Raw genomic sequence first — 17,678 nt, 5'->3', positions numbered from 1 at the left:
TTTAGAAACGGATGCACAAAAAACCGACCTTTCCGCAGATTGAAAGGTCGGTTCGGAACTTATTTTAAGTTAAGAACTGTTAATTTATCGCGTGTCATCGAAGCGAGGCTTCGTCCGACACCTTGTACGCCGAGACCCGATGATTTCACACCGATGAATGGGAAGTGGTCAGGACCACGTTCCGTCCGACCATTGATTTGAACAGAACCTGTTTCAAGGGCATCCGCTACCGCAAATGCTGCATCGATGTTTTCCGTGAAGACACTTGCTTGAAGACCGTACTCTGATTCGTTCGCGTACGCAATCATCTCGTCAACCGAGTTAACACGGATAATCGGAAGGACTGGTCCGAATGGTTCTTCCCAAGCGACGCGCATGTCGCGTGTCACATTGTCAAGAAGTGTTGGTTCGATCAAGTTTGCTGTACGTCCGCCACCTGTGACGAGCGTTGCACCTTTGTCTGTTGCGTCCGTAATCAAGCCTTCGACGAAGTCCGCTGATTTCGTATCGATCAATGGTACGACGACACTGTCTTGTTCTGGCGAACCGACAGTCAATTTCGCGATCCGTGTGTTAAGTTCTTCAATCAATGCATCCGCTTGATGATCGAGGACGAAGACACGTTTGATTGCTGTACAACGTTGACCTGAGTACGAGAACGCACCGCTAACGATATGATCTGCAGCAAGCGACAAGTTTGCATCTTCAAGGACGAGTGCTGGGTCTTTTCCACCAAGCTCAAGGACAAGTGGAATCATTGCAGATTGACGCGATAAGTGTTGCCCTGTTCCTGTACCACCTGTGAATGTGATCATGTTGATTCCAGGGTGAGCCGTCAAGTAGTCACCGATGACCGATCCACGACCTGTGACGATGTTGACGAGTCCAGCTGGAAGACCTGCTGCGACGAGTGCTTCAACCATCAAGATTCCGCTGATTGAACCTTGTGTTGCTGGTTTGAAGACGACCGCATTCCCTGTCATGAGTGCAGGTGCGAGTTTCGCTGCTGCCAAGTTGACTGGGTAGTTGAATGGTGAAATCGCAAGCACGACGCCGAGCGGTGCTTTTTTGATGACTGCGATTTTTTTCGCGCTACCGCCTGGGAACGAATCCCCTTGCATCATCTGACCGTCAAAACGAAGTCCTTCTTCCGCTGTATAACGGATGATTTCGGCTGTCCGTTTGACTTCTTTAACGCCATCTGCACGCCCTTTACCGACTTCACGCATGATGACTTCACCGATTTCGTCTGCACGTTTCTCAAGCTCCGTCGCCCAAGCGTGAAGCAACTCAGCTCGTTTGTTTGCCGGTTGTTTTACCCACTCTGCTTGCGCCGCTTTCGCTGAAGCGATGGCACGGTCGACTTCTGGTTTTGTCATCGCTTGAACGCGACCAACAAGATCCTCTTTATATGGTGAAGAGATTTCAATCGTCTCTTTTGATTCACTCTCATGCCATTGTCCATCTAGTAAAAATGTGTAGGTTGTTGCTGTAGTCATTCCACTCTACCTCCATTTATTTTTATCTCTCTCATTTCAGTGTGTGGCTGCATAGCTTATTGTAATCAATTGGTCAGACAAATGCCAAACTTTTTGCTTAACATATTATGAAAGCGATTACAACACTTTTTTTGTCATTTCAGAACTAGAATTTTTAGCGGAGTATGCCGATAACTAGTCAGAAGTGAAGTGAAGGTAATGGAAAGGGGCATAACTACATGTACAATCAGCACGATATTTTATTAGAAGCCGGCACGAACGAACTCGAGATCGTCATCTTCCATTGCGGTCCGTATACGTTTGGTATCAACGTCATGAAAGTCCGGGAAATCATCGTTCCGCTCCCGATGACACCACTCCCGGGTACACCGGATGCTGTCAAAGGATTAATCGAACTCCGCGGTGAGGTCATGACGGTAATTGATTTGCCGACAGTCATCGGCGTTCCCCATGACGAAGCAACCGAGGATCGTCTGATTATCTGTGAATTTAATGGAGAAAAGAGCGTCCTGCGTGTCGATTCCGTAACAGAAATTCGCCGTATCTCGTGGGAGCAGATCGATACACCAAACGAACTCGCTCGCGGGATCGAGGGACTAACGAATGGTGTCGTCAAAACTGGCGACAAGATGATCATCTTACTCGATTACGAAAAAATCGCCCTTGAGCTCTCTCGAAAAGATATCTTTGCCCGCGAAGAAGGACGACGCGTCCAGTCCCGTGATCGGTCCGATAAAATCATCTGGATCGCGGAAGACTCGGAAATGCTGCGAACGTTGATCATCGAAACACTTGAAGAAGCCGGCTATCATGGTCTGAAATGGTTCATCAACGGAAAAGAAGCCTTTGACGCCTTCGAACAAGGCAGTAACTGTGATCTCCTGATCACGGATATCGAAATGCCGAAGATGGACGGACTTCATCTGACGAAACGTCTTCGCGAAGACGACCGTTATGGGGAGTTACCGATCATCGTCTTCTCATCATTGATTTCAGACGATTTACGCCATAAAGGTGAATCCGTCGGTGTCAACGCTCAAATCACAAAACCGGAAATCGGTCGACTGATCGAAACAGTCGATTCATACGTCTTATAAGAAAAAAAGCCGACAGCATGTCGGCTTTTTTGATCTATTCGATTGCTCAACGCAACGCGTCAAGATTTTTTCCAGTAAAGACATCGAGCCAGACGACACGGAATTCTACCATGCATTGCTCAATCCGATCGACGATTTCTTGGGTTCCAGTCATCGAACCGGATTCTGCTTCTTTTTCAAGCAGTTCGAAATCATCAGCTAAATCATCGGCAGCAACGGAATAGGAAGCACCTTTTAACAAGTGAGCGAGCTTCTCAGTTTGCTCAGCATCTTGTTTCGCGACGGCATCTTTTAGTTCAGGAAACTTTCGATCGAATTGTGCGATGTACGTCTCTCCGATTTTTTGGAGAAACGCATGGTCCCCACCTGCGATCGATTGAAGTTCTTCGAGCTTTTTAGCATTAAAAAAAGGCATGTCTTCCCCTCCTCTGTTTTCATCTTATCACTAATCTTCGTAAAAAAAAATCGGAGAATCATTTACACACCGTCGCTTCTATTTCTATAATGAGACAGTGAAGAGCAGGAGGGATAGACAATATGTTGACGATTTATCGAAGCGATGTCACCGGGGCAGTCAACGAGATACAGGAGTTCACGAAAGGTTCCTGGATCCATCTTGTCAATCCGACAAAAGATGAAGCCGACCAAGTCATCGCTGCTACGAAAATTCCAGAGGATTTCATTTATGATCCTTTGGACGTGGAAGAAAAACCACGTTTTGAAAAAGATGAAGAAGGCTTACTGATGATCGTCGACGTTCCCTACATCGAAGAAGAATCATCAGGACGCCGTTATAATACGATTCCGCTCGGTATCATCGTGACATCTCGTCATTTCATTACGGTTTGTTCGCAACAGCTCGACGTGTTGACGTTGTTCTCGAGTGGTAAGTTACGTGGATTCCGAACGAATTATCGATCGCGTTTCGTATTCCAGATTCTCTACAAAGTCAGTTCTTCGTATTTACGTTTCTTGCGTCAAATCGATCGTCGCATGGACGAACTTGAGGAAGAACTACAACGTTCGATGCGAAATCAAGAAATCTTTCAATTAATGAACCTTCAGAAGTCATTAGTTTATTTCATGACGTCCTTGAAATCGAACGACGGTGTACTCGACCGGATTATCAAGACACCAAGTCTTGAGAAACACGAAGACGATGAGGACTTACTCGAAGACGTCTTCGTCGAACATCGCCAAGCAATGGAAATGGCACAAATCTATAAAGATATCATCAGTTCGACGATGGATACATTCGGTTCCGTCATCTCGAACAATGTCAACTTCGTCATGAAGTTTCTTGCTTCGATTACGATCGTCATCTCAATCCCGACGATGATTTCCGGTATGTTCGGGATGAACGTCCGAATTCCGTGGGAGGGCGAAGCTATCGGCTTTTGGATTGTTCTCAGTATGATGATTTTCTTCTCCGGTCTTGCTGCGTTTATCTTATGGCGGAGAAGGTTCTTCTAGTCCAAGTAAATTCAGAACGTGTATGACTCAAAAAAGACTCAGCGATGACTTGTTCATCGCTGAGTCTTTTTGTATACATATTAGTTAATCTCGACTGTCACAAGACAAAGATCATCCGCTTCATCACTCTGATCCGGTTGAATCAACTGATGGATATTTGGTCCTTGTTGTTCAATCAGATTTTGAATCGCGTGGATCCCTTCATCAATGCCTTTACTGTAAAGTTCCATGAAACCGTCCGTATATAAGTAAACGCATCCTGGTGAGACGATGTCGATCGTCTTGCTCGTATACGTCGAGTCTTCAAACATACCGACAGGAAGTCCCGTATTCTCAAGGGGAATGATTTGATCACTCATTCGCAACAAACCAGGTGGATGCCCTGCGTTGGCATAGCTGAGTTTCATCTCATCTAAGTCGATGTAGAGGTAAACGGCAGTGAAATAAATTTCCGTCTCGTCTCCCGGGAACAATCGGCTCATCTGTTGATTCAACTCTTCAAGGACTTGAGCCGGATCACCAATCCGGTGTACGAGTTCGAACAAGATCGAACTCATTCCCATCGTGATCAAGGCAGAAGAGACACCATGCCCCATGACATCGAACAGGATGATGCCGTATTTATTCTGAGAGATGCGATACCAGGCATACATGTCTCCCGCTAGTTTCTTAGACGGGATATACGTCGCCATGATCCGGATCTCATCATCCTCGATATTGGCACTCAGCACACTCTGTTGTAATTTTTGTGCTAAATCAAAGTCTTCCTGTAATACTTTTTCATATCGTTTTCGCGCATCGATTGCTTGCTTCAGACCGATCGCGTTACGAACTCGCGCGAGCAATTCCGTTTTCCGGATCGGTTTCGTCGTATAATCCGATGCTCCTGCGTTAAGTCCATCAACGATATCTTCTTCATTGGATCGCCCGGAGACGATCAAAATCGGCAATTCATCAAGACCAAACCGTTTTCGAATCAAACGTGTTGCTTCGATTCCGCTAATCCCCGGCATTTCGACATCGAGTAGAACGACGTCCAACTGTTCGATGAATAATGGATCCTCCATCAATTCAATCGCTTCTTCCCCACTCATCGCTTTGACGACGTCATAGCCTTCATTTTCTAACAATCGCTCTAAAAGCATTAAATTCGTCAATTCGTCATCTACGACCAAAATACTCATCCGCCGTCACCTCGTTCCGTTTAACATGTTTATCTGACATCAGTTTAGCACACAACCTACAATTTCGTTTAGACGGAAGCTGCGTTTTCCGTCATACTAGAAAGTGAACGAAAGGAGGAGTGGACTATGTGGTTATATGTCGTCTCCATTCTCATCATCGTATTCGTCTTGGTCGCCTCGATCATCGTCATTTCAAAAGGATATGGCTACAAAGGCAACAAAGATGATATCGAAATCGATTATGATGAAATCAACCGAAAACTTCGTCACGAAAATGATGATGATTCATCCAACAAATGAACCTCTTAGACCATCATATCACGATGGTCTTTTTTAGTTCATTTCAAATACATGTTTTTTTTAGATGTTTTTTATTCGGTCACAAGGGTATATCCATATCATGGTTAAATACTATCTCAAGGGAGTGTTCATCATGGAACCGAAACTTCAACATGATCCACACGCAACGCACGCAGAACATCCGAATCGTCAGTTCGATCAAGAAGAATCATCAGGTCGTCAAGTCAATCTCGTCACAGGGATGTTGCTCGGTGCCCTTGTTGGCGGTCTATTGACACTACTTAGTTCTTCGTCCCGCCAAAATACGAAACAGAGCTTACGTGGTGCGAAGGATTCCGTTTCAACGCTCGCGTCTTCCATCAAAGAAGATCCGTCAGGCAAAGCGTCACAAGTCATCAATCAAGTGAAGAGTGCTTCAAGCATCATTCAAGAAGTCGCATCTGACGTTCAGAACGTCTACGACAAAGTAAACACAGAACTAGAAACAGTGAAATCAGATGCTTCGACAGTGAAAGACACTGTAAATGAGACGAAAGGTGACTTAAATGCCATCAGCAATAAAGTCGTCGAAGCGAAGGATGTAGCACTCGGCAAAGAAGAACCACCAGCTGAGCATGATGCTTCTAATCAACAAGCAAATGACTCTCAATCTTCTGAGGAAAAGCATAAAGGCGAAGGCATCTAATCACTCCAGTGCACTTCTTAAATCACCCTGACGTGTTCGACACGTCGGGGTTTTTTAGCGTAAAAATTGTACAACGATCGCGACGCGTTCGCGCATCCCGAAGCGGAGGACGCCAGACAGTGGTGTCTCAGCTGGAATCGCATCCGTCTGTAGATTGAGTTGAAGTGCCTCTTTTCGAGCGCGGTACAGATGAAAGTCCGAAGTGACGATCGAGACGTGACGTACATCCTTTGGCAACAAGTTTTTTGAGAACTGTAGATTTTCTGTCGTTGATGTCGAACTCGACTCAAGAATCAATCGTTCCTCGTCTATACCAGAAGCCACCATCCCACGTCGCATCGCCTCTGCTTCAGAAATATCTTCATCCGGTCCTTGCCCACCGCTCAAAATAAAGCGAACATCCGGATGTTGTTTCCCATATGTCGCAGCTGCCTGAATCCGGTTATGTAAGATTTGCGACGGTTTTTCTCCTTTGACACCTGCACCGAGGACAATGACATACGGTGACGTACCGTCAGCAAGTGGTCGCTCTCCTCTGCTTACAAAAATCCCAACACTGTACCAGAATGCGACACAAGCGACGAGTCCACTACCAACTATCCATTTGATGTTTCGTTTGTTAAACGTGCGTTTGATCATACCGTACGACCTTTCTGCTAAAAAATGGTTTACGATATGCTGTACGAATGTTTCTTTCAAAAAGTTTCAGTACTGCGACTCTTTTGGCTTCTATCTAAAAAATGCGATCTTCTCTTATTTGAGAACATCGCATTTTCCTATTTACTGTTCAGTCATCAATTTCCCCAAATTGATGTTACGTATTCCGGATGATCGATGAACGGATTCCGGTTTTTTTGCCATTTCTCGAAGATGATATCGTTGCGACGCATCTCGAAACTATCGACTGGATCGAGTTTGTTCCATGCCTTCAGCGTTGACAGTTTTCCATGCAGTGGGTTCGTTCCATTATTGACGTTTTCCGAAGCTTCGAGGTCGATTTCTCCGCCACCTTCATAACGAACAGCCATGTAGAAGATCATCCGCGCGATGTCACCTTTGACACGGTTCGGTGGTTCCCACGAATCACCATCGCGGTAGCAATCGCATCCACTATACTTCGTTCCACCATTGTCGAAATCGAGGTTGCCACGTGCACTGTTGACGACAACGTCTTCTGGGCGCAAGTGATGCAAGTCTGTTCCTGGTCCATTCGTCGTTCCAAAATCACCGTGTGATTTTGCCCAGACATGTTCGCGGTTCCATTGACCGACGTTCCCACCGTTACTGCTCTTCGAGATTGATTTCCCCGTGTACAATTCAATGACGTTGTTCGCATTGTTTGGATCTTGATCCGTTTCCTTCAGTGCTGTCCACACCGTATCGTATGATACTTGTGTATGGTTGTCGATGATATCGTGCAGCGATGCCTTCAACGCTGCCCCTGTTTTCCCTGCTGCTGGTAAATAGTACGCATCGATTGTCGATTGCGATGTGACCATCTGTGGACCTGCCGAAACTTGTTTCGGATCGACTGTTTTTGCTGTGACCGGTGTAAAGACGATTGACCCGAGCGCAAGTGTAGCGGCAAGCGCACCTGTGACCTTTGACTTCCAGTTCATGTGTGTTCCCCCTCGAATGGTATGTATGAAAGCAGTTGTTACACGCTCATTTTCACATCGAATCCATTCATGGTGGAAGATGGACGATAGACCTGCTATTTTGATGTTGAGCGGTCATTCAGATTATTCATCGAAAGGCAACGGTTAGATGGTCCTGATTTTTTTCATCCAAGACGTCAATATCAATAAAATATTTCCGCGAACGAAATATTCTAGGGTCAAAAGTCATGAACAAAAGAGACTGACAAATAAGAATCCGGGACGATATTCCTTCTCTTCAAGACTTCACTATAATAAATGATGCAAGCGCTTTCACTAATCATGAGGAGGTCTTTACGTGAAACAAAAAGGATGGATTTTAGCAACCGTCGCATCTGCTGCTTTTTTAGCGCCACTTGCGCAACCGATTGCAGTCGGTGCAACGGCCGATAACGGCACGATGATGCAGTACTTCGAATGGTACGTCCCAAATGACGGCAATCATTGGAACCGTCTCGGGAGTGACGCAACAAAGCTCGATCAGCTCGGGATCACATCAGTCTGGATTCCCCCCGCTTACAAGGGTACCTCGCAAAATGACGTCGGCTACGGCGCCTATGACCTGTATGATTTAGGTGAGTTCAACCAAAAAGGAACGGTCCGCACGAAGTACGGAACAAAGGCACAATTAAAGACAGCCATCGGTCAATTGCATACAGCAGGTATCGACGTCTATGGTGATGTCGTCATGAACCATAAGGGTGGTGCTGATTTCACGGAAGCCGTGACGGCAGTCGAAGTCAATCCAGGCAACCGTAACCAGGAAGTCTCTGGTGACTATCAAATCCAAGCATGGACAGGCTTCAACTTTGCAGCACGAAATAATCTCTACTCGAACTTCAAATGGAAATGGTACCACTTCGACGGTACGGACTGGGATCAATCGCGTTCAAAAAGTGCGATCTATAAGTTCCGCGGTACCGGAAAAGCATGGGATACAGACGTCTCAACTGAAAACGGCAACTACGATTACTTAATGTATGCCGATCTCGATTTTGATCACCCAGAAGTTCAACAAGAAATGAAGAACTGGGGCAAGTGGTACGTCAATGAACTCGGTCTTGATGGGTTCCGTCTCGATGCCGTTAAACATATCAAACATGGGTATATAGCGGACTGGCTCGCGAATGTTCGTCAGACGACCGGTAAACCGTTATTCACGGTCGCTGAATACTGGCAAAACGATCTCGGGACATTACAAAACTACTTAAGTCGGACGAATTATCAACAATCCGTCTTTGATGCTCCGCTTCATTATAAATTCGAACAGGCAAGTAAAGGTGGCGGATACTACGACATGCGGACAATCTTTGACGGGACTCTCGTTAAGAGTAATCCAGTCCAAGCCGTCACACTCGTTGAAAACCATGACTCGCAACCTGGACAATCGCTTGAATCAACAGTTCAATCGTGGTTCAAACCACTCGCCTACGCGATGATCCTGACACGTGAACAAGGATATCCGTCTGTCTTCTACGGCGATTATTATGGAACAAAAGGCACGTCGAACCGCGAAATTCCAGCACTTTCTTCGAAAATTGATCCATTGCTCAAAGCACGGAAAGACTTCGCGTTCGGAAAACAAAACGATTATCTCGATAATCAAGATGTCATCGGTTGGACACGAGAAGGTGTCTCCGATCGTGCGAAATCCGGACTTGCGACAATCCTCTCAGACGGTCCTGGCGGTAGCAAATGGATGTACGTCGGTCTTCAGAACAAAGGAGAAGTCTGGACAGACATCACTGGTAACAATACAGCATCAGTCACGATCAACCAAGATGGCTACGGTCAATTCTTCGTCAACGGTGGTTCGGTTTCCGTCTATCGTCAACAATAAACACTTAAAAAGGTCTCTTCCGCATATACGGGAGAGACCTTTCTTCATCATTCAGCTAGTCCAACACTCGATTTGATATGCTCTTCAGTCTCAATCGCTTGTAAGAGGAAATGTGCTACATCCGCTCGATTGATTTGTTTCGCATCTTCCGGTACGCCTACGTCCGCTTGACGATAAAGTCCAGTCAACGGACCATTTAGTAAACGTAATGGACGTGCCACTGTATAGTTGACGTCTGCTTGCTGGAGGAGCGCAATCGCTTGACGGTGATCTTTTAGCGGGTTCTTCAGAATGCGCTGGGCAAGCATGCCTTGCACGCCAGGCAACTCATCATCGACGCCGGCAGAAGCGACGTAACCAATCCGCCCTACCCCCTGCTTTTTCATCGCTGTTACGATTCGGACGAGACTCCGCTCCAAAAAACCATTATATGCAAGACTCTCCGTACCAAGCGCTGTCAATACAGCATCTTGTCCGGCAACTGCAGCCGTCACTTCTTCTTGATTGAGAACATCTCCTTTGACGACATGTAACCGTTCGTCGCGTAGCGTTAGTTTTTCCGGACTCCGGACGAATGCCGTGACCTCATGTCCGTGATCGATTGCCTGCTTGACGAGTTCTTGTCCAGTTTGACCAGTTGCTCCAAAAATAATCAACTTCATACAAAACACCCTTTCCCTTTCAAGATCCACTGATTCAATCATACCCTCAGTGCTTGAAAATGAATCGTCTCACTTTGTCTTTATTTTCAGAAAATTGTTTTTATTTGTTAAGCGTGTATGCTAAAATCTTCCTAAGTACATATGGATATTTTTTCCTTAATTAATCGAATTGTCATTCTCTTATTCCTTTTTACAGACGGAGAGGAGGAATATGTGTGTTACGGCAACGCTTAATCATGTCGCTTGGTGTCATTTTGATTGGACTATTTTTGTTTCAAACTACCGCGACGTATATTTATACGCATTACATCATGCCGGATCCTTCTAAAAAGCCTTCGATGGCAGAGGCTGATGCAAACGGCGAAATCACTTTTAAAGAAGGTCACTCACCTTCTAACACGAGAGGCAAGATGCCATTTGAACCGATTGATCCACGACCTGGTCCAAAGGAGCTCTGGAAATCCCTCAAAGCGGATGCGTCTGACTCCCCATTTTCTTATCTGCAATACATCATTTTAATCACCTTATTTAGTCTCATGGTCTGGAAACTTGTTCAGTCGCGTCGCGTGAAAAAACGGCGTAGGTCTACAGGAGAATTAACGGATGACGTTCCAGTAGCTCAATCAATCTTTCGCCCTGCTTCTTTAAGAAAATCACCTTATCTGTATTCATCTTATTCGTCTTCACGTGTCCGCGATCTCGTCATCCGTTTTGAGCAACACTTACCACACAGTCAGCAGCGTCGCCCGAACGAGACACTGGAAGACTGGTTACGTCGGATTGAGGTCCCTGTCGATTTTCAGTTGTACCGAAATATTCGATATGGTGACATGTCAGAAACAATCGTCACGGACGATGAGATTCTACGCTTCGAACAACAATTAGCACGCTACTCATCACTTTAAACTTGGAGGGATTTCCTATGAAACTACAACAATTAAAAGACCAACTCAATTCCATCTATCTCGGTAAACCAGACGTCATCGATCTCTGTCTAACGGCACTTATCGCTGAAGGACACATTCTTCTTGAAGACGTACCGGGAACAGGAAAAACGATGCTCGCGAAAGCACTCGCTCAAAGCTTCGAGAGCGCCTTCTCCCGGATTCAATTCACAGCGGACCTTCTCCCATCAGACGTCATCGGTTCGGACTTCTTCAACTTAAAAACGCAAGAGTTCGAAAATAAACGCGGTCCATTGTTCGCAAACGTCGTCTTGATCGATGAGATCAACCGTGCCGTTCCCCGGACACAATCGGCATTGCTCGAAGCAATGGAAGAACGCCAAGTCTCAATCGGCGGTACAACGTATCAGATGCCAGCCCCATTCTTCGTCATCGCGACACAAAACCCGATTGAGTCAGCAGGAACGTTCCCGCTACCTGATGCCCAACTCGACCGGTTCATGGTCGCAATCGAAGTTGGTTATCCGGACTTCGAGAACGAACGCCGCTTGTTGTCTGAGATTTTAACGAATGTCCGTCGGTCAGCTGTCGGGATCGCGTCAGGCGGCGACTTGATTTCCTGGCAGGAAGAGGCACGTCGTGTCCACGCCTCGCAAGACGTACTCGATTATCTACTCCATATCGTCCAAGCGACACGAAATCATGAACTCGTTGAAGTTGGGGTTAGTCCGCGTGGCGCGATTGCGTTGCTCCGTGCTTCCCAAAGCTATGCTTTCTTGAACCAGCGCGATTTCATTATCCCGGAAGACATTAAACATCTCGCAAAGCACGTCCTCTCCCACCGCCTGACACTGACACTCGAAGGCGGGATCAAGACGACGAAGGCTGCTGTGTTAACACATATTCTCGATGATGTGCCAGTTCCGGTCGAGATGGGGTGATACGTCATGCAAATTGAACGTTCCGTTCCATTTTGGCTAGAGCGTCGGTTATTTCCCCTTTACGTTACGTTGACGTTTATCTTCTTATTCATTCCGAGTCTTTCCGTCCTCGGTTTTTTGTTCGCAGTATTGGCGACGATTCATTTCGTCGTCGGTCGAACAGAAAAACAGCTCCGACGGGACGTGGCAATCGAATGGAAACATTATGAATCGTTGATGTTCAACCAAGAACAGACATCGCTCCACTTACAAGTCTTCGGTGTCGAATCTTTAAGTCAGCTTGGACTCGAAGCGACGCTTCGATTGCATACGGATGGTGGTGTCATCTTCCCAGAGATGGACCCGCTTCACCCAGCAACATTTCATGCAGTGATCGACTCGGAAGATGACGTGTCGATCCCGATTCAGACCGTTCGCCGTGGACCGGCTGAATTCGATGAGATCATCTTGACGATTCGTCTGCCATGGAAGATGGGGGTCTATCTTTTTACGTTCGATACGTACCCGTCATTTACGGTCTTACCATCCTTGACGGCGCAAGCAACGCCCTTGCTTTTGCAACGTTTACGAATCGGCGACCGACCAGACCGGTACTCACCGCTTAAGAACAAACTCGTTCAGCTTGGCGCAAAACCTTATACAGCGGAACCGTCAAAAGAGATTGATTGGTATGCGACGGCGAAGACCGGTCGGTTGCAGGCAAAAGTGTTCGAAACGAGTAATCAGGACACGTTTACGATTGCCTTGAATTTATCGGCACCAAGCGGCTACGGGCTCCATCAACAATTCGAGACATTCATCGAACAAGCAGCATTCTTGATCAGCGAATTAATTAAGGAAGGCTGCAAGATCGAACTATTCCTCAATCGACTCGACGGAGCGAACCGGATGACGCATCTTTCGTTACAAGAAGGACAACCACAATTAAAACATGTTTTAATGACCCTCTCGACGGTCTCGACGCGTGATTCGTTCATCGCGACACAACAGTTCGAACGCTACGTGCTTCGCCGTAAGCATATGAATAGTCAGTTGATCCAGATTGGGAATGACCGGATCCTCGCCATCGGTTGAGGATCCAAAAGAAAGGAGTTTCTCATTTCATGGTATTTATCGCCCGAAAATCGATGCAGCTCATCGTGGCATTTTTTGTCTTGATTGCGATCAGCGCCCTTCCGGCGCTCGTCGCCCAAATGAAATTCAATCCAGCAAGCTACTGGGAAGGTCTCAAGCAGCAATTTGCTCAATTAACGAAACTTGATGAAATTACCTATTTCAACGTGACCGCTCAAAAAGAATTCTTGTTGCTTCCTACCATCAGTCCTTTTATTAAAGAGACGTTGATCATCTTCACGACAGCTATGCTGGTCTCCGCTGTGTGTGCGATTTTATACGTTTATTTGTTTTATCGAAGTGGCAGAAAAACGCGCATGATGCTGAAGCAGACGACACGAACGCTTGAGATGGTTCCGGACTTGTTCTGGATCATTCTTTCACAATTCCTTGTCCTCTATCTGTTTAAAACGACCGGGTATGACAAAATTGAAATTGCGGGATCCTATGCTGAGTACATTCGTTTTTTACCGATTCTTACGCTAACGTTGACAACACTGTTCTTCTTCATCAAATGGTTGACGACTCAAGTACTTGAACAAGAAGCCGCCCCATTCCTAGAACTAGCACGGGCAAAAGGCATTCGTCCTGCCGCTCTTTTCTGGAAACACTTAATCCCGACGATGATTTATCGATTTTATCTGTTTTTCCGAGCAAACATCATTACCGTTTTATCGAGCTTAGTGATCATTGAGTACACGTTCGAAGTACAAGGCATGTTCCGATTCGTCTTTTATAATGGACAAATGCCGATTTTGATGGTCATCTTGTTCCTCATCTATTTACCGATTTTTGTTATTGATTTGTTGGCGGAATGGCTGATTCCGAACGCCTGGAAAGGAGGGATTTGATGCGCCGCACCTTGATGCGAGATCCTGTCTTCTGGCTATGTTTATTTTTACTCACCGGTTTACTACTCCTTAGTTTTGGAAATACGATTTTCCGTGACGGTCAAGTCGATCAAATCTCGAACCGGTATGCTGAAGACGGTACGTTTCTTGCAACGTCTCCTTTAGAACCTTCAAGTGATCAATGGCTTGGTACGGATCGATCCGGCTATGATCTCTTTCAATTGATGATCGAAGGGTTCAAATGGACGGTCGGTATTTGTATGATTGTCGCTCTCGGTCGAATGCTTCTTTCGCTAATTATTGCGATTCCGTTAGCTTTCCGAAGTGCTCGCGTCAATCGATACTTAAAACTTGTTCTTGATGGATTTTTAGTCTTACCGCTCTCTCTTGTCGCTTTGTTAATTTTGCTTCCATCACTCACGTTCTTTGATTCGACTGCGATTCCATCGTTATTCGACCGCGTGTCGTTTGAATTAACTATCTTGATTTTGCTCGGTCTTCCTGCTTTATCGCTTTATCTGATTGCTGAGACCCGTCAGTTGCTTAGTCAAGAATTCATGATTGTTGCCCAGACGCTTGGTGGCAGTCCATGGCATCGGTTCAGACGTCACATTTGGCCACATCTTGTTCCCACGTTGACAATCGTTTTCATGCAACAGTTCATCCAAACGTTGATGTTACTCGTTCACTTATCACTCTTTGATATTTTCTTTGCCGGAACAGTTAATTTACATGTAGGAACTGCTCCAACGATTTTTGAATGGTCGTCGATGTTCGGCTATTACTTCAACCAGTTTTCGGCGACGTCTTGGCTCAATCATATGTTCCTCGTTCCGCTCATTGGACTAGCATTAGTCGTCTTTTTCAGCAATCTATTCATGAGTCGACTTGAACGAGCCTTCCGCTTCCGCCAGCAACTAAAACCAATCACGCTATCGGCATCCCGTGCTCAAGACGAAGCAGCCGCGACGTCGATGGTTGATCCCTTTACACCCGTTGCACTGAAAACTCATCGCGATTCTGATTGACAATCCATTTTTTTCCTCTTACACTAGAAAAAAACATGAAATGAGGGCGTCCGATGTAAATCATTCTGAATTCTCACTCCTAACTAAATACGTACGATATGGAGGTCATTCAGAATGAACCGGTTTACGCTTTTATTGGTCAGTCAATGGATTGCGAATGCGGGAGATGCGCTCTATATCGTCTCCCTGATCGCGATGATTTATCAAACGACAGGGCAAGCGAGTCTCGCTGCCCTGTTTCCTGTTCTCGTCACAGCAGGGATGACAGGAAGCGGCTTCTTATTCGCTAAAGTCGCTCAACGAGTCCCACACGCATCTTTGTTGTTTAGTAGTCAACTCCTCAAGACGATTCTATTAGGCATCATCTGGGGACTTGATTTACCACTACCACTCGTTCTTGCGCTCGTTGGTTGTATCGCCTTCTTCGACGGATTTGCTCGTCCGATCGAGAGTGCTTTCATCCCTCGACTATGTCAGGACGTCCAGAAAGCTAACAGTCTCGTACAAGGTTCGAATCAAGTGATTCAGCTCATCATGTGGCCGCTCGGTGCCATTCTCGTCAGTCTGTTATCACCACTTTCCGTCTTGTCCGTCTCAGCAGGCCTGTTTTTAGGTGCCAGTCTCATCAGCTATCTGTTCTATCGAAGCGTCCGCTCTCTATCCGACCCTTCGATGGAAGGAGAAGACGTCTCCTTCCGGTCGAGTATTCGCTATACACGATCGCATCCTTTCGCGAAAGCCAACACGTACCTCGTCGGAATCGATGCATTCGTCAGTACCGCCTGGATTTCTGCATTGTTCCTCGTCTACATTGATACCCATTTCCAGTTATCAGAACGCTGGTGGGGTATTCTAAACGCCTTTTATCTGCTGAGTATGATTGCCGGCAGTTACTTGATGTTACGTCGTCGCGGAACGCGCTCGTTGCTTTATCGCAGCATCGGCTTCTCGATTGCTGCGACCTTCTTGTTCGCCTTCGCTCCAATCGTCACGCTTGCCGTGATCGCCTGCCTATTCCAAGGCTTCGCCAGTCAAGTCCGGGCGATCGAGCTGAATACGTTGTTGCAAACGACGACATCACTCGAACGGTTACCGTATGTCTACAGCGTGCAACAAACCGTTTATGCACTCTGTTTCTGTCTCGGCAGTTTATTGTTCGGCTGGCTCGCTGATCTGTTTGCGATCGAACTCGTCTATGCGCTTGCAGGTTTCCTCTCCTTGTTGATGTGGCAACCAGCTCGCCAGTTATTAAAACGTTCAATCGTAACACAACAACAAGTATCGTAATCATTACGCAAGAAGGACAAAGGTCACCCGCACCTTTGTCCTTCTTTTTGATTCAGTTCCGACGCGTTCGCGTCATATCATACATTATGAGAAACATAAGCGCGACGAACCCTAGTGCAGCATACGTCATCTGAAGCGAGAAAGTACGTTCGATCAGGACAAATAACATTCCGGTCCCAAGAACAGATACACGTTCGATGACCGAGATCAGCGACGCAAACGTTGCGCGTCCATTTTCTGGTGCTACCTCTTGAATGATTGTCGTCACATATGGCTCCGCCCATCCGTAACACAAGTACAACAGACCGAGTAACCCGATGCTGATGAGTGGTGACGCCACCGACAATCCAACAAGGCACACGATATAGAGCATCGCCCATCCGACAGGTGACTGAAACTGTGACATGGACGCACCGATTGCCTGCATGATTTGAAACAACACGAAGACGAGCCCCATATAGATCATCGGTATCGACTGGTCACGCAAATAAAGTTGCCAAAACTCATCGACGAAATCAATCGTTGCCCCGTACAACAGGACGAGACAAAGGACTCGAACATATACGCGCCGGATTGACAATCCTTTGAGCAACGTCAGAAGCGGGCGAGACTCGTCACCCGTTACCCGAGGAGCTTCTTTCAAAGAAAACGTCAACAGCACCGTTCCGAGTAAGACCCACCAGGATACTTGATAATGCCAGATCAAGTCGACGAATCGGACAGCATAACTACCGACAAGTGCTGCAAGTCCCGCCGTAAGCAAACCACTAATTGAGAGCATTCGCCACACTGTCTCAAAACGCTCCTCTATTCTATGCATCCGCAATGTTTCATAGACGTGGGCTTCAAGCGCTCCACTGAGTGCTGCGCCACCAATTCCGGCAAGTACCATCGCTAAAAGGAAAGCAGCTAGTGAGTATGCTTCAAGCAGCACCGTGAACGATAACCACTCGCACACGAACCCAGCTAAAATGAATGGTTTTCTGCCCCATCGATCCGATAATAGACCAAACGGCACCTCACAAATTAACATCACCCAAGCAAAAACGATCTCAGCAATGACGACGTCGGCAATACTCATACCGCGTGCTTCCCAGTAGAACCGCTCAATCACATAAGCCGGAATGAACGCACTACTACTTTCAATGAGTATCC

Annotated in this window: 18 protein-coding genes; 11 read left to right on the top strand and 7 right to left on the bottom strand. The window is 46.4% G+C overall.

Going from position 1 to position 17,678, the window contains the following annotated elements; all coding sequences use genetic code 11:
* Window positions 1–59: 59 nt before the first annotated feature.
* The gene (locus tag K6T22_RS05320) at window positions 60–1,499 is read right to left on the bottom strand and encodes an NADP-dependent glyceraldehyde-3-phosphate dehydrogenase (RefSeq protein WP_238239279.1); all 1,440 of its coding nucleotides are present in this window, start codon (window positions 1,497–1,499) and stop codon (window positions 60–62) included.
* Between the two features lie 218 nt (window positions 1,500–1,717).
* On the opposite strand from K6T22_RS05320, the gene K6T22_RS05315 reads away from it, so the two are divergent.
* Complete coding sequence (locus tag K6T22_RS05315) at window positions 1,718–2,596, top strand: chemotaxis protein CheV (RefSeq protein WP_238239278.1); 879 nt, start codon at window positions 1,718–1,720, stop codon at window positions 2,594–2,596.
* A gap of 46 nt (window positions 2,597–2,642) precedes the next feature.
* Here the strand turns inward: K6T22_RS05315 and K6T22_RS05310 are convergent, their stop codons facing one another.
* The gene (locus K6T22_RS05310; protein ID WP_023467659.1) at window positions 2,643–3,011 is read right to left on the bottom strand and encodes an Hpt domain-containing protein; all 369 of its coding nucleotides are present in this window, start codon (window positions 3,009–3,011) and stop codon (window positions 2,643–2,645) included.
* 122 nt (window positions 3,012–3,133) lie between these two features.
* Here K6T22_RS05310 and K6T22_RS05305 point away from each other — a divergent pair, with 122 nt between their 5' ends.
* Entirely contained in the window at window positions 3,134–4,069 is a 936-nt protein-coding gene (locus K6T22_RS05305; protein ID WP_238239276.1) for a magnesium transporter CorA family protein, read from the top strand.
* An 80-nt stretch (window positions 4,070–4,149) separates the two neighbouring features.
* On the opposite strand, the gene K6T22_RS05300 is transcribed toward K6T22_RS05305, so the two are convergent.
* Window positions 4,150–5,253, bottom strand: coding sequence for a PP2C family protein-serine/threonine phosphatase (locus K6T22_RS05300; RefSeq protein ID WP_238239274.1), 1,104 nt, complete (start codon window positions 5,251–5,253; stop codon window positions 4,150–4,152).
* A gap of 126 nt (window positions 5,254–5,379) precedes the next feature.
* Here K6T22_RS05300 and ytzI point away from each other — a divergent pair, with 126 nt between their 5' ends.
* Window positions 5,380–5,553, top strand: a complete 174-nt coding sequence (gene ytzI, locus K6T22_RS05295) for a YtzI protein (RefSeq protein WP_023467656.1) — start codon at window positions 5,380–5,382, stop codon at window positions 5,551–5,553.
* A gap of 133 nt (window positions 5,554–5,686) precedes the next feature.
* Window positions 5,687–6,238: a hypothetical protein gene (locus tag K6T22_RS05290; protein WP_238239272.1), complete on the top strand. Its 552-nt coding sequence runs from the start codon at window positions 5,687–5,689 to the stop codon at window positions 6,236–6,238.
* A 54-nt stretch (window positions 6,239–6,292) separates the two neighbouring features.
* On the opposite strand, the gene K6T22_RS05285 is transcribed toward K6T22_RS05290, so the two are convergent.
* Complete coding sequence (locus K6T22_RS05285) at window positions 6,293–6,877, bottom strand: YdcF family protein (protein ID WP_238239270.1); 585 nt, start codon at window positions 6,875–6,877, stop codon at window positions 6,293–6,295.
* A 155-nt stretch (window positions 6,878–7,032) separates the two neighbouring features.
* Complete coding sequence (locus K6T22_RS05280; RefSeq protein ID WP_238239268.1) at window positions 7,033–7,857, bottom strand: endonuclease I family protein; 825 nt, start codon at window positions 7,855–7,857, stop codon at window positions 7,033–7,035.
* Between the two features lie 355 nt (window positions 7,858–8,212).
* Here K6T22_RS05280 and amyS point away from each other — a divergent pair, with 355 nt between their 5' ends.
* Window positions 8,213–9,736 carry an alpha-amylase gene (amyS, locus tag K6T22_RS05275; protein ID WP_425293152.1) on the top strand — a complete coding sequence of 508 codons (1,524 nt, stop codon included), beginning with the start codon at window positions 8,213–8,215 and terminating at the stop codon, window positions 9,734–9,736.
* A gap of 47 nt (window positions 9,737–9,783) precedes the next feature.
* Here amyS and K6T22_RS05270 read toward each other — a convergent pair whose 3' ends face one another.
* Window positions 9,784–10,398 (bottom strand): NAD(P)-dependent oxidoreductase, encoded by a 615-nt coding sequence (locus K6T22_RS05270; RefSeq protein ID WP_238239267.1) that lies wholly within the window; start codon window positions 10,396–10,398, stop codon window positions 9,784–9,786.
* Between the two features lie 215 nt (window positions 10,399–10,613).
* Here K6T22_RS05270 and K6T22_RS05265 point away from each other — a divergent pair, with 215 nt between their 5' ends.
* The 6 genes from K6T22_RS05265 to K6T22_RS05240 all read left to right on the top strand — a co-directional run bounded on the left by K6T22_RS05265 (window position 10,614) and on the right by K6T22_RS05240 (window position 16,523).
* Entirely contained in the window at window positions 10,614–11,303 is a 690-nt protein-coding gene (locus tag K6T22_RS05265; RefSeq protein WP_238239265.1) for a hypothetical protein, read from the top strand.
* A 17-nt stretch (window positions 11,304–11,320) separates the two neighbouring features.
* Window positions 11,321–12,244: an AAA family ATPase gene (locus K6T22_RS05260; protein ID WP_238239264.1), complete on the top strand. Its 924-nt coding sequence runs from the start codon at window positions 11,321–11,323 to the stop codon at window positions 12,242–12,244.
* Between the two features lie 6 nt (window positions 12,245–12,250).
* Complete coding sequence (locus tag K6T22_RS05255) at window positions 12,251–13,318, top strand: DUF58 domain-containing protein (RefSeq protein WP_238239263.1); 1,068 nt, start codon at window positions 12,251–12,253, stop codon at window positions 13,316–13,318.
* Between the two features lie 29 nt (window positions 13,319–13,347).
* Window positions 13,348–14,208: an ABC transporter permease subunit gene (locus tag K6T22_RS05250; protein ID WP_238239262.1), complete on the top strand. Its 861-nt coding sequence runs from the start codon at window positions 13,348–13,350 to the stop codon at window positions 14,206–14,208.
* Complete coding sequence (locus K6T22_RS05245; RefSeq protein ID WP_238239261.1) at window positions 14,208–15,236, top strand: ABC transporter permease subunit; 1,029 nt, start codon at window positions 14,208–14,210, stop codon at window positions 15,234–15,236. Before K6T22_RS05250 ends, K6T22_RS05245 begins: the two co-directional genes overlap by 1 nt.
* Before the next feature lie 114 nt (window positions 15,237–15,350).
* Window positions 15,351–16,523: an MFS transporter gene (locus K6T22_RS05240; protein ID WP_238239260.1), complete on the top strand. Its 1,173-nt coding sequence runs from the start codon at window positions 15,351–15,353 to the stop codon at window positions 16,521–16,523.
* A 52-nt stretch (window positions 16,524–16,575) separates the two neighbouring features.
* Here K6T22_RS05240 and K6T22_RS05235 read toward each other — a convergent pair whose 3' ends face one another.
* The gene (locus tag K6T22_RS05235) at window positions 16,576–17,649 is read right to left on the bottom strand and encodes an MFS transporter (protein WP_283205711.1); all 1,074 of its coding nucleotides are present in this window, start codon (window positions 17,647–17,649) and stop codon (window positions 16,576–16,578) included.
* Between the last annotated feature and the right edge of the window lie 29 nt (window positions 17,650–17,678).

The organism is Exiguobacterium acetylicum (assembly GCF_022170825.1).
GTDB classification, from domain to species: Bacteria; Bacillota; Bacilli; order Exiguobacteriales; family Exiguobacteriaceae; genus Exiguobacterium_A; species Exiguobacterium_A acetylicum_B.
Note: the sequence above shows the minus strand (reverse complement) of the source record. Positions and strands in the feature narration are given on the sequence as shown.

Bases quoted from the DNA above. Each gene is read 5' to 3' on its own strand.
- K6T22_RS05320 (WP_238239279.1), bottom strand. From the start codon at position 1,499: ATGACTACAGCAACAACCTACACATTTTTACTAGATGGACAATGGCAT.
- K6T22_RS05315 (WP_238239278.1), top strand. From the start codon at position 1,718: ATGTACAATCAGCACGATATTTTATTAGAAGCCGGCACGAACGAACTC.
- K6T22_RS05310 (WP_023467659.1), bottom strand. From the start codon at position 3,011: ATGCCTTTTTTTAATGCTAAAAAGCTCGAAGAACTTCAATCGATCGCA.
- K6T22_RS05305 (WP_238239276.1), top strand. From the start codon at position 3,134: ATGTTGACGATTTATCGAAGCGATGTCACCGGGGCAGTCAACGAGATA.
- K6T22_RS05300 (WP_238239274.1), bottom strand. From the start codon at position 5,253: ATGAGTATTTTGGTCGTAGATGACGAATTGACGAATTTAATGCTTTTA.
- ytzI (WP_023467656.1), top strand. From the start codon at position 5,380: ATGTGGTTATATGTCGTCTCCATTCTCATCATCGTATTCGTCTTGGTC.
- K6T22_RS05290 (WP_238239272.1), top strand. From the start codon at position 5,687: ATGGAACCGAAACTTCAACATGATCCACACGCAACGCACGCAGAACAT.
- K6T22_RS05285 (WP_238239270.1), bottom strand. From the start codon at position 6,877: ATGATCAAACGCACGTTTAACAAACGAAACATCAAATGGATAGTTGGT.
- K6T22_RS05280 (WP_238239268.1), bottom strand. From the start codon at position 7,857: ATGAACTGGAAGTCAAAGGTCACAGGTGCGCTTGCCGCTACACTTGCG.
- K6T22_RS05270 (WP_238239267.1), bottom strand. From the start codon at position 10,398: ATGAAGTTGATTATTTTTGGAGCAACTGGTCAAACTGGACAAGAACTC.
- K6T22_RS05260 (WP_238239264.1), top strand. From the start codon at position 11,321: ATGAAACTACAACAATTAAAAGACCAACTCAATTCCATCTATCTCGGT.
- K6T22_RS05255 (WP_238239263.1), top strand. From the start codon at position 12,251: ATGCAAATTGAACGTTCCGTTCCATTTTGGCTAGAGCGTCGGTTATTT.
- K6T22_RS05250 (WP_238239262.1), top strand. From the start codon at position 13,348: ATGGTATTTATCGCCCGAAAATCGATGCAGCTCATCGTGGCATTTTTT.
- K6T22_RS05245 (WP_238239261.1), top strand. From the start codon at position 14,208: ATGCGCCGCACCTTGATGCGAGATCCTGTCTTCTGGCTATGTTTATTT.
- K6T22_RS05240 (WP_238239260.1), top strand. From the start codon at position 15,351: ATGAACCGGTTTACGCTTTTATTGGTCAGTCAATGGATTGCGAATGCG.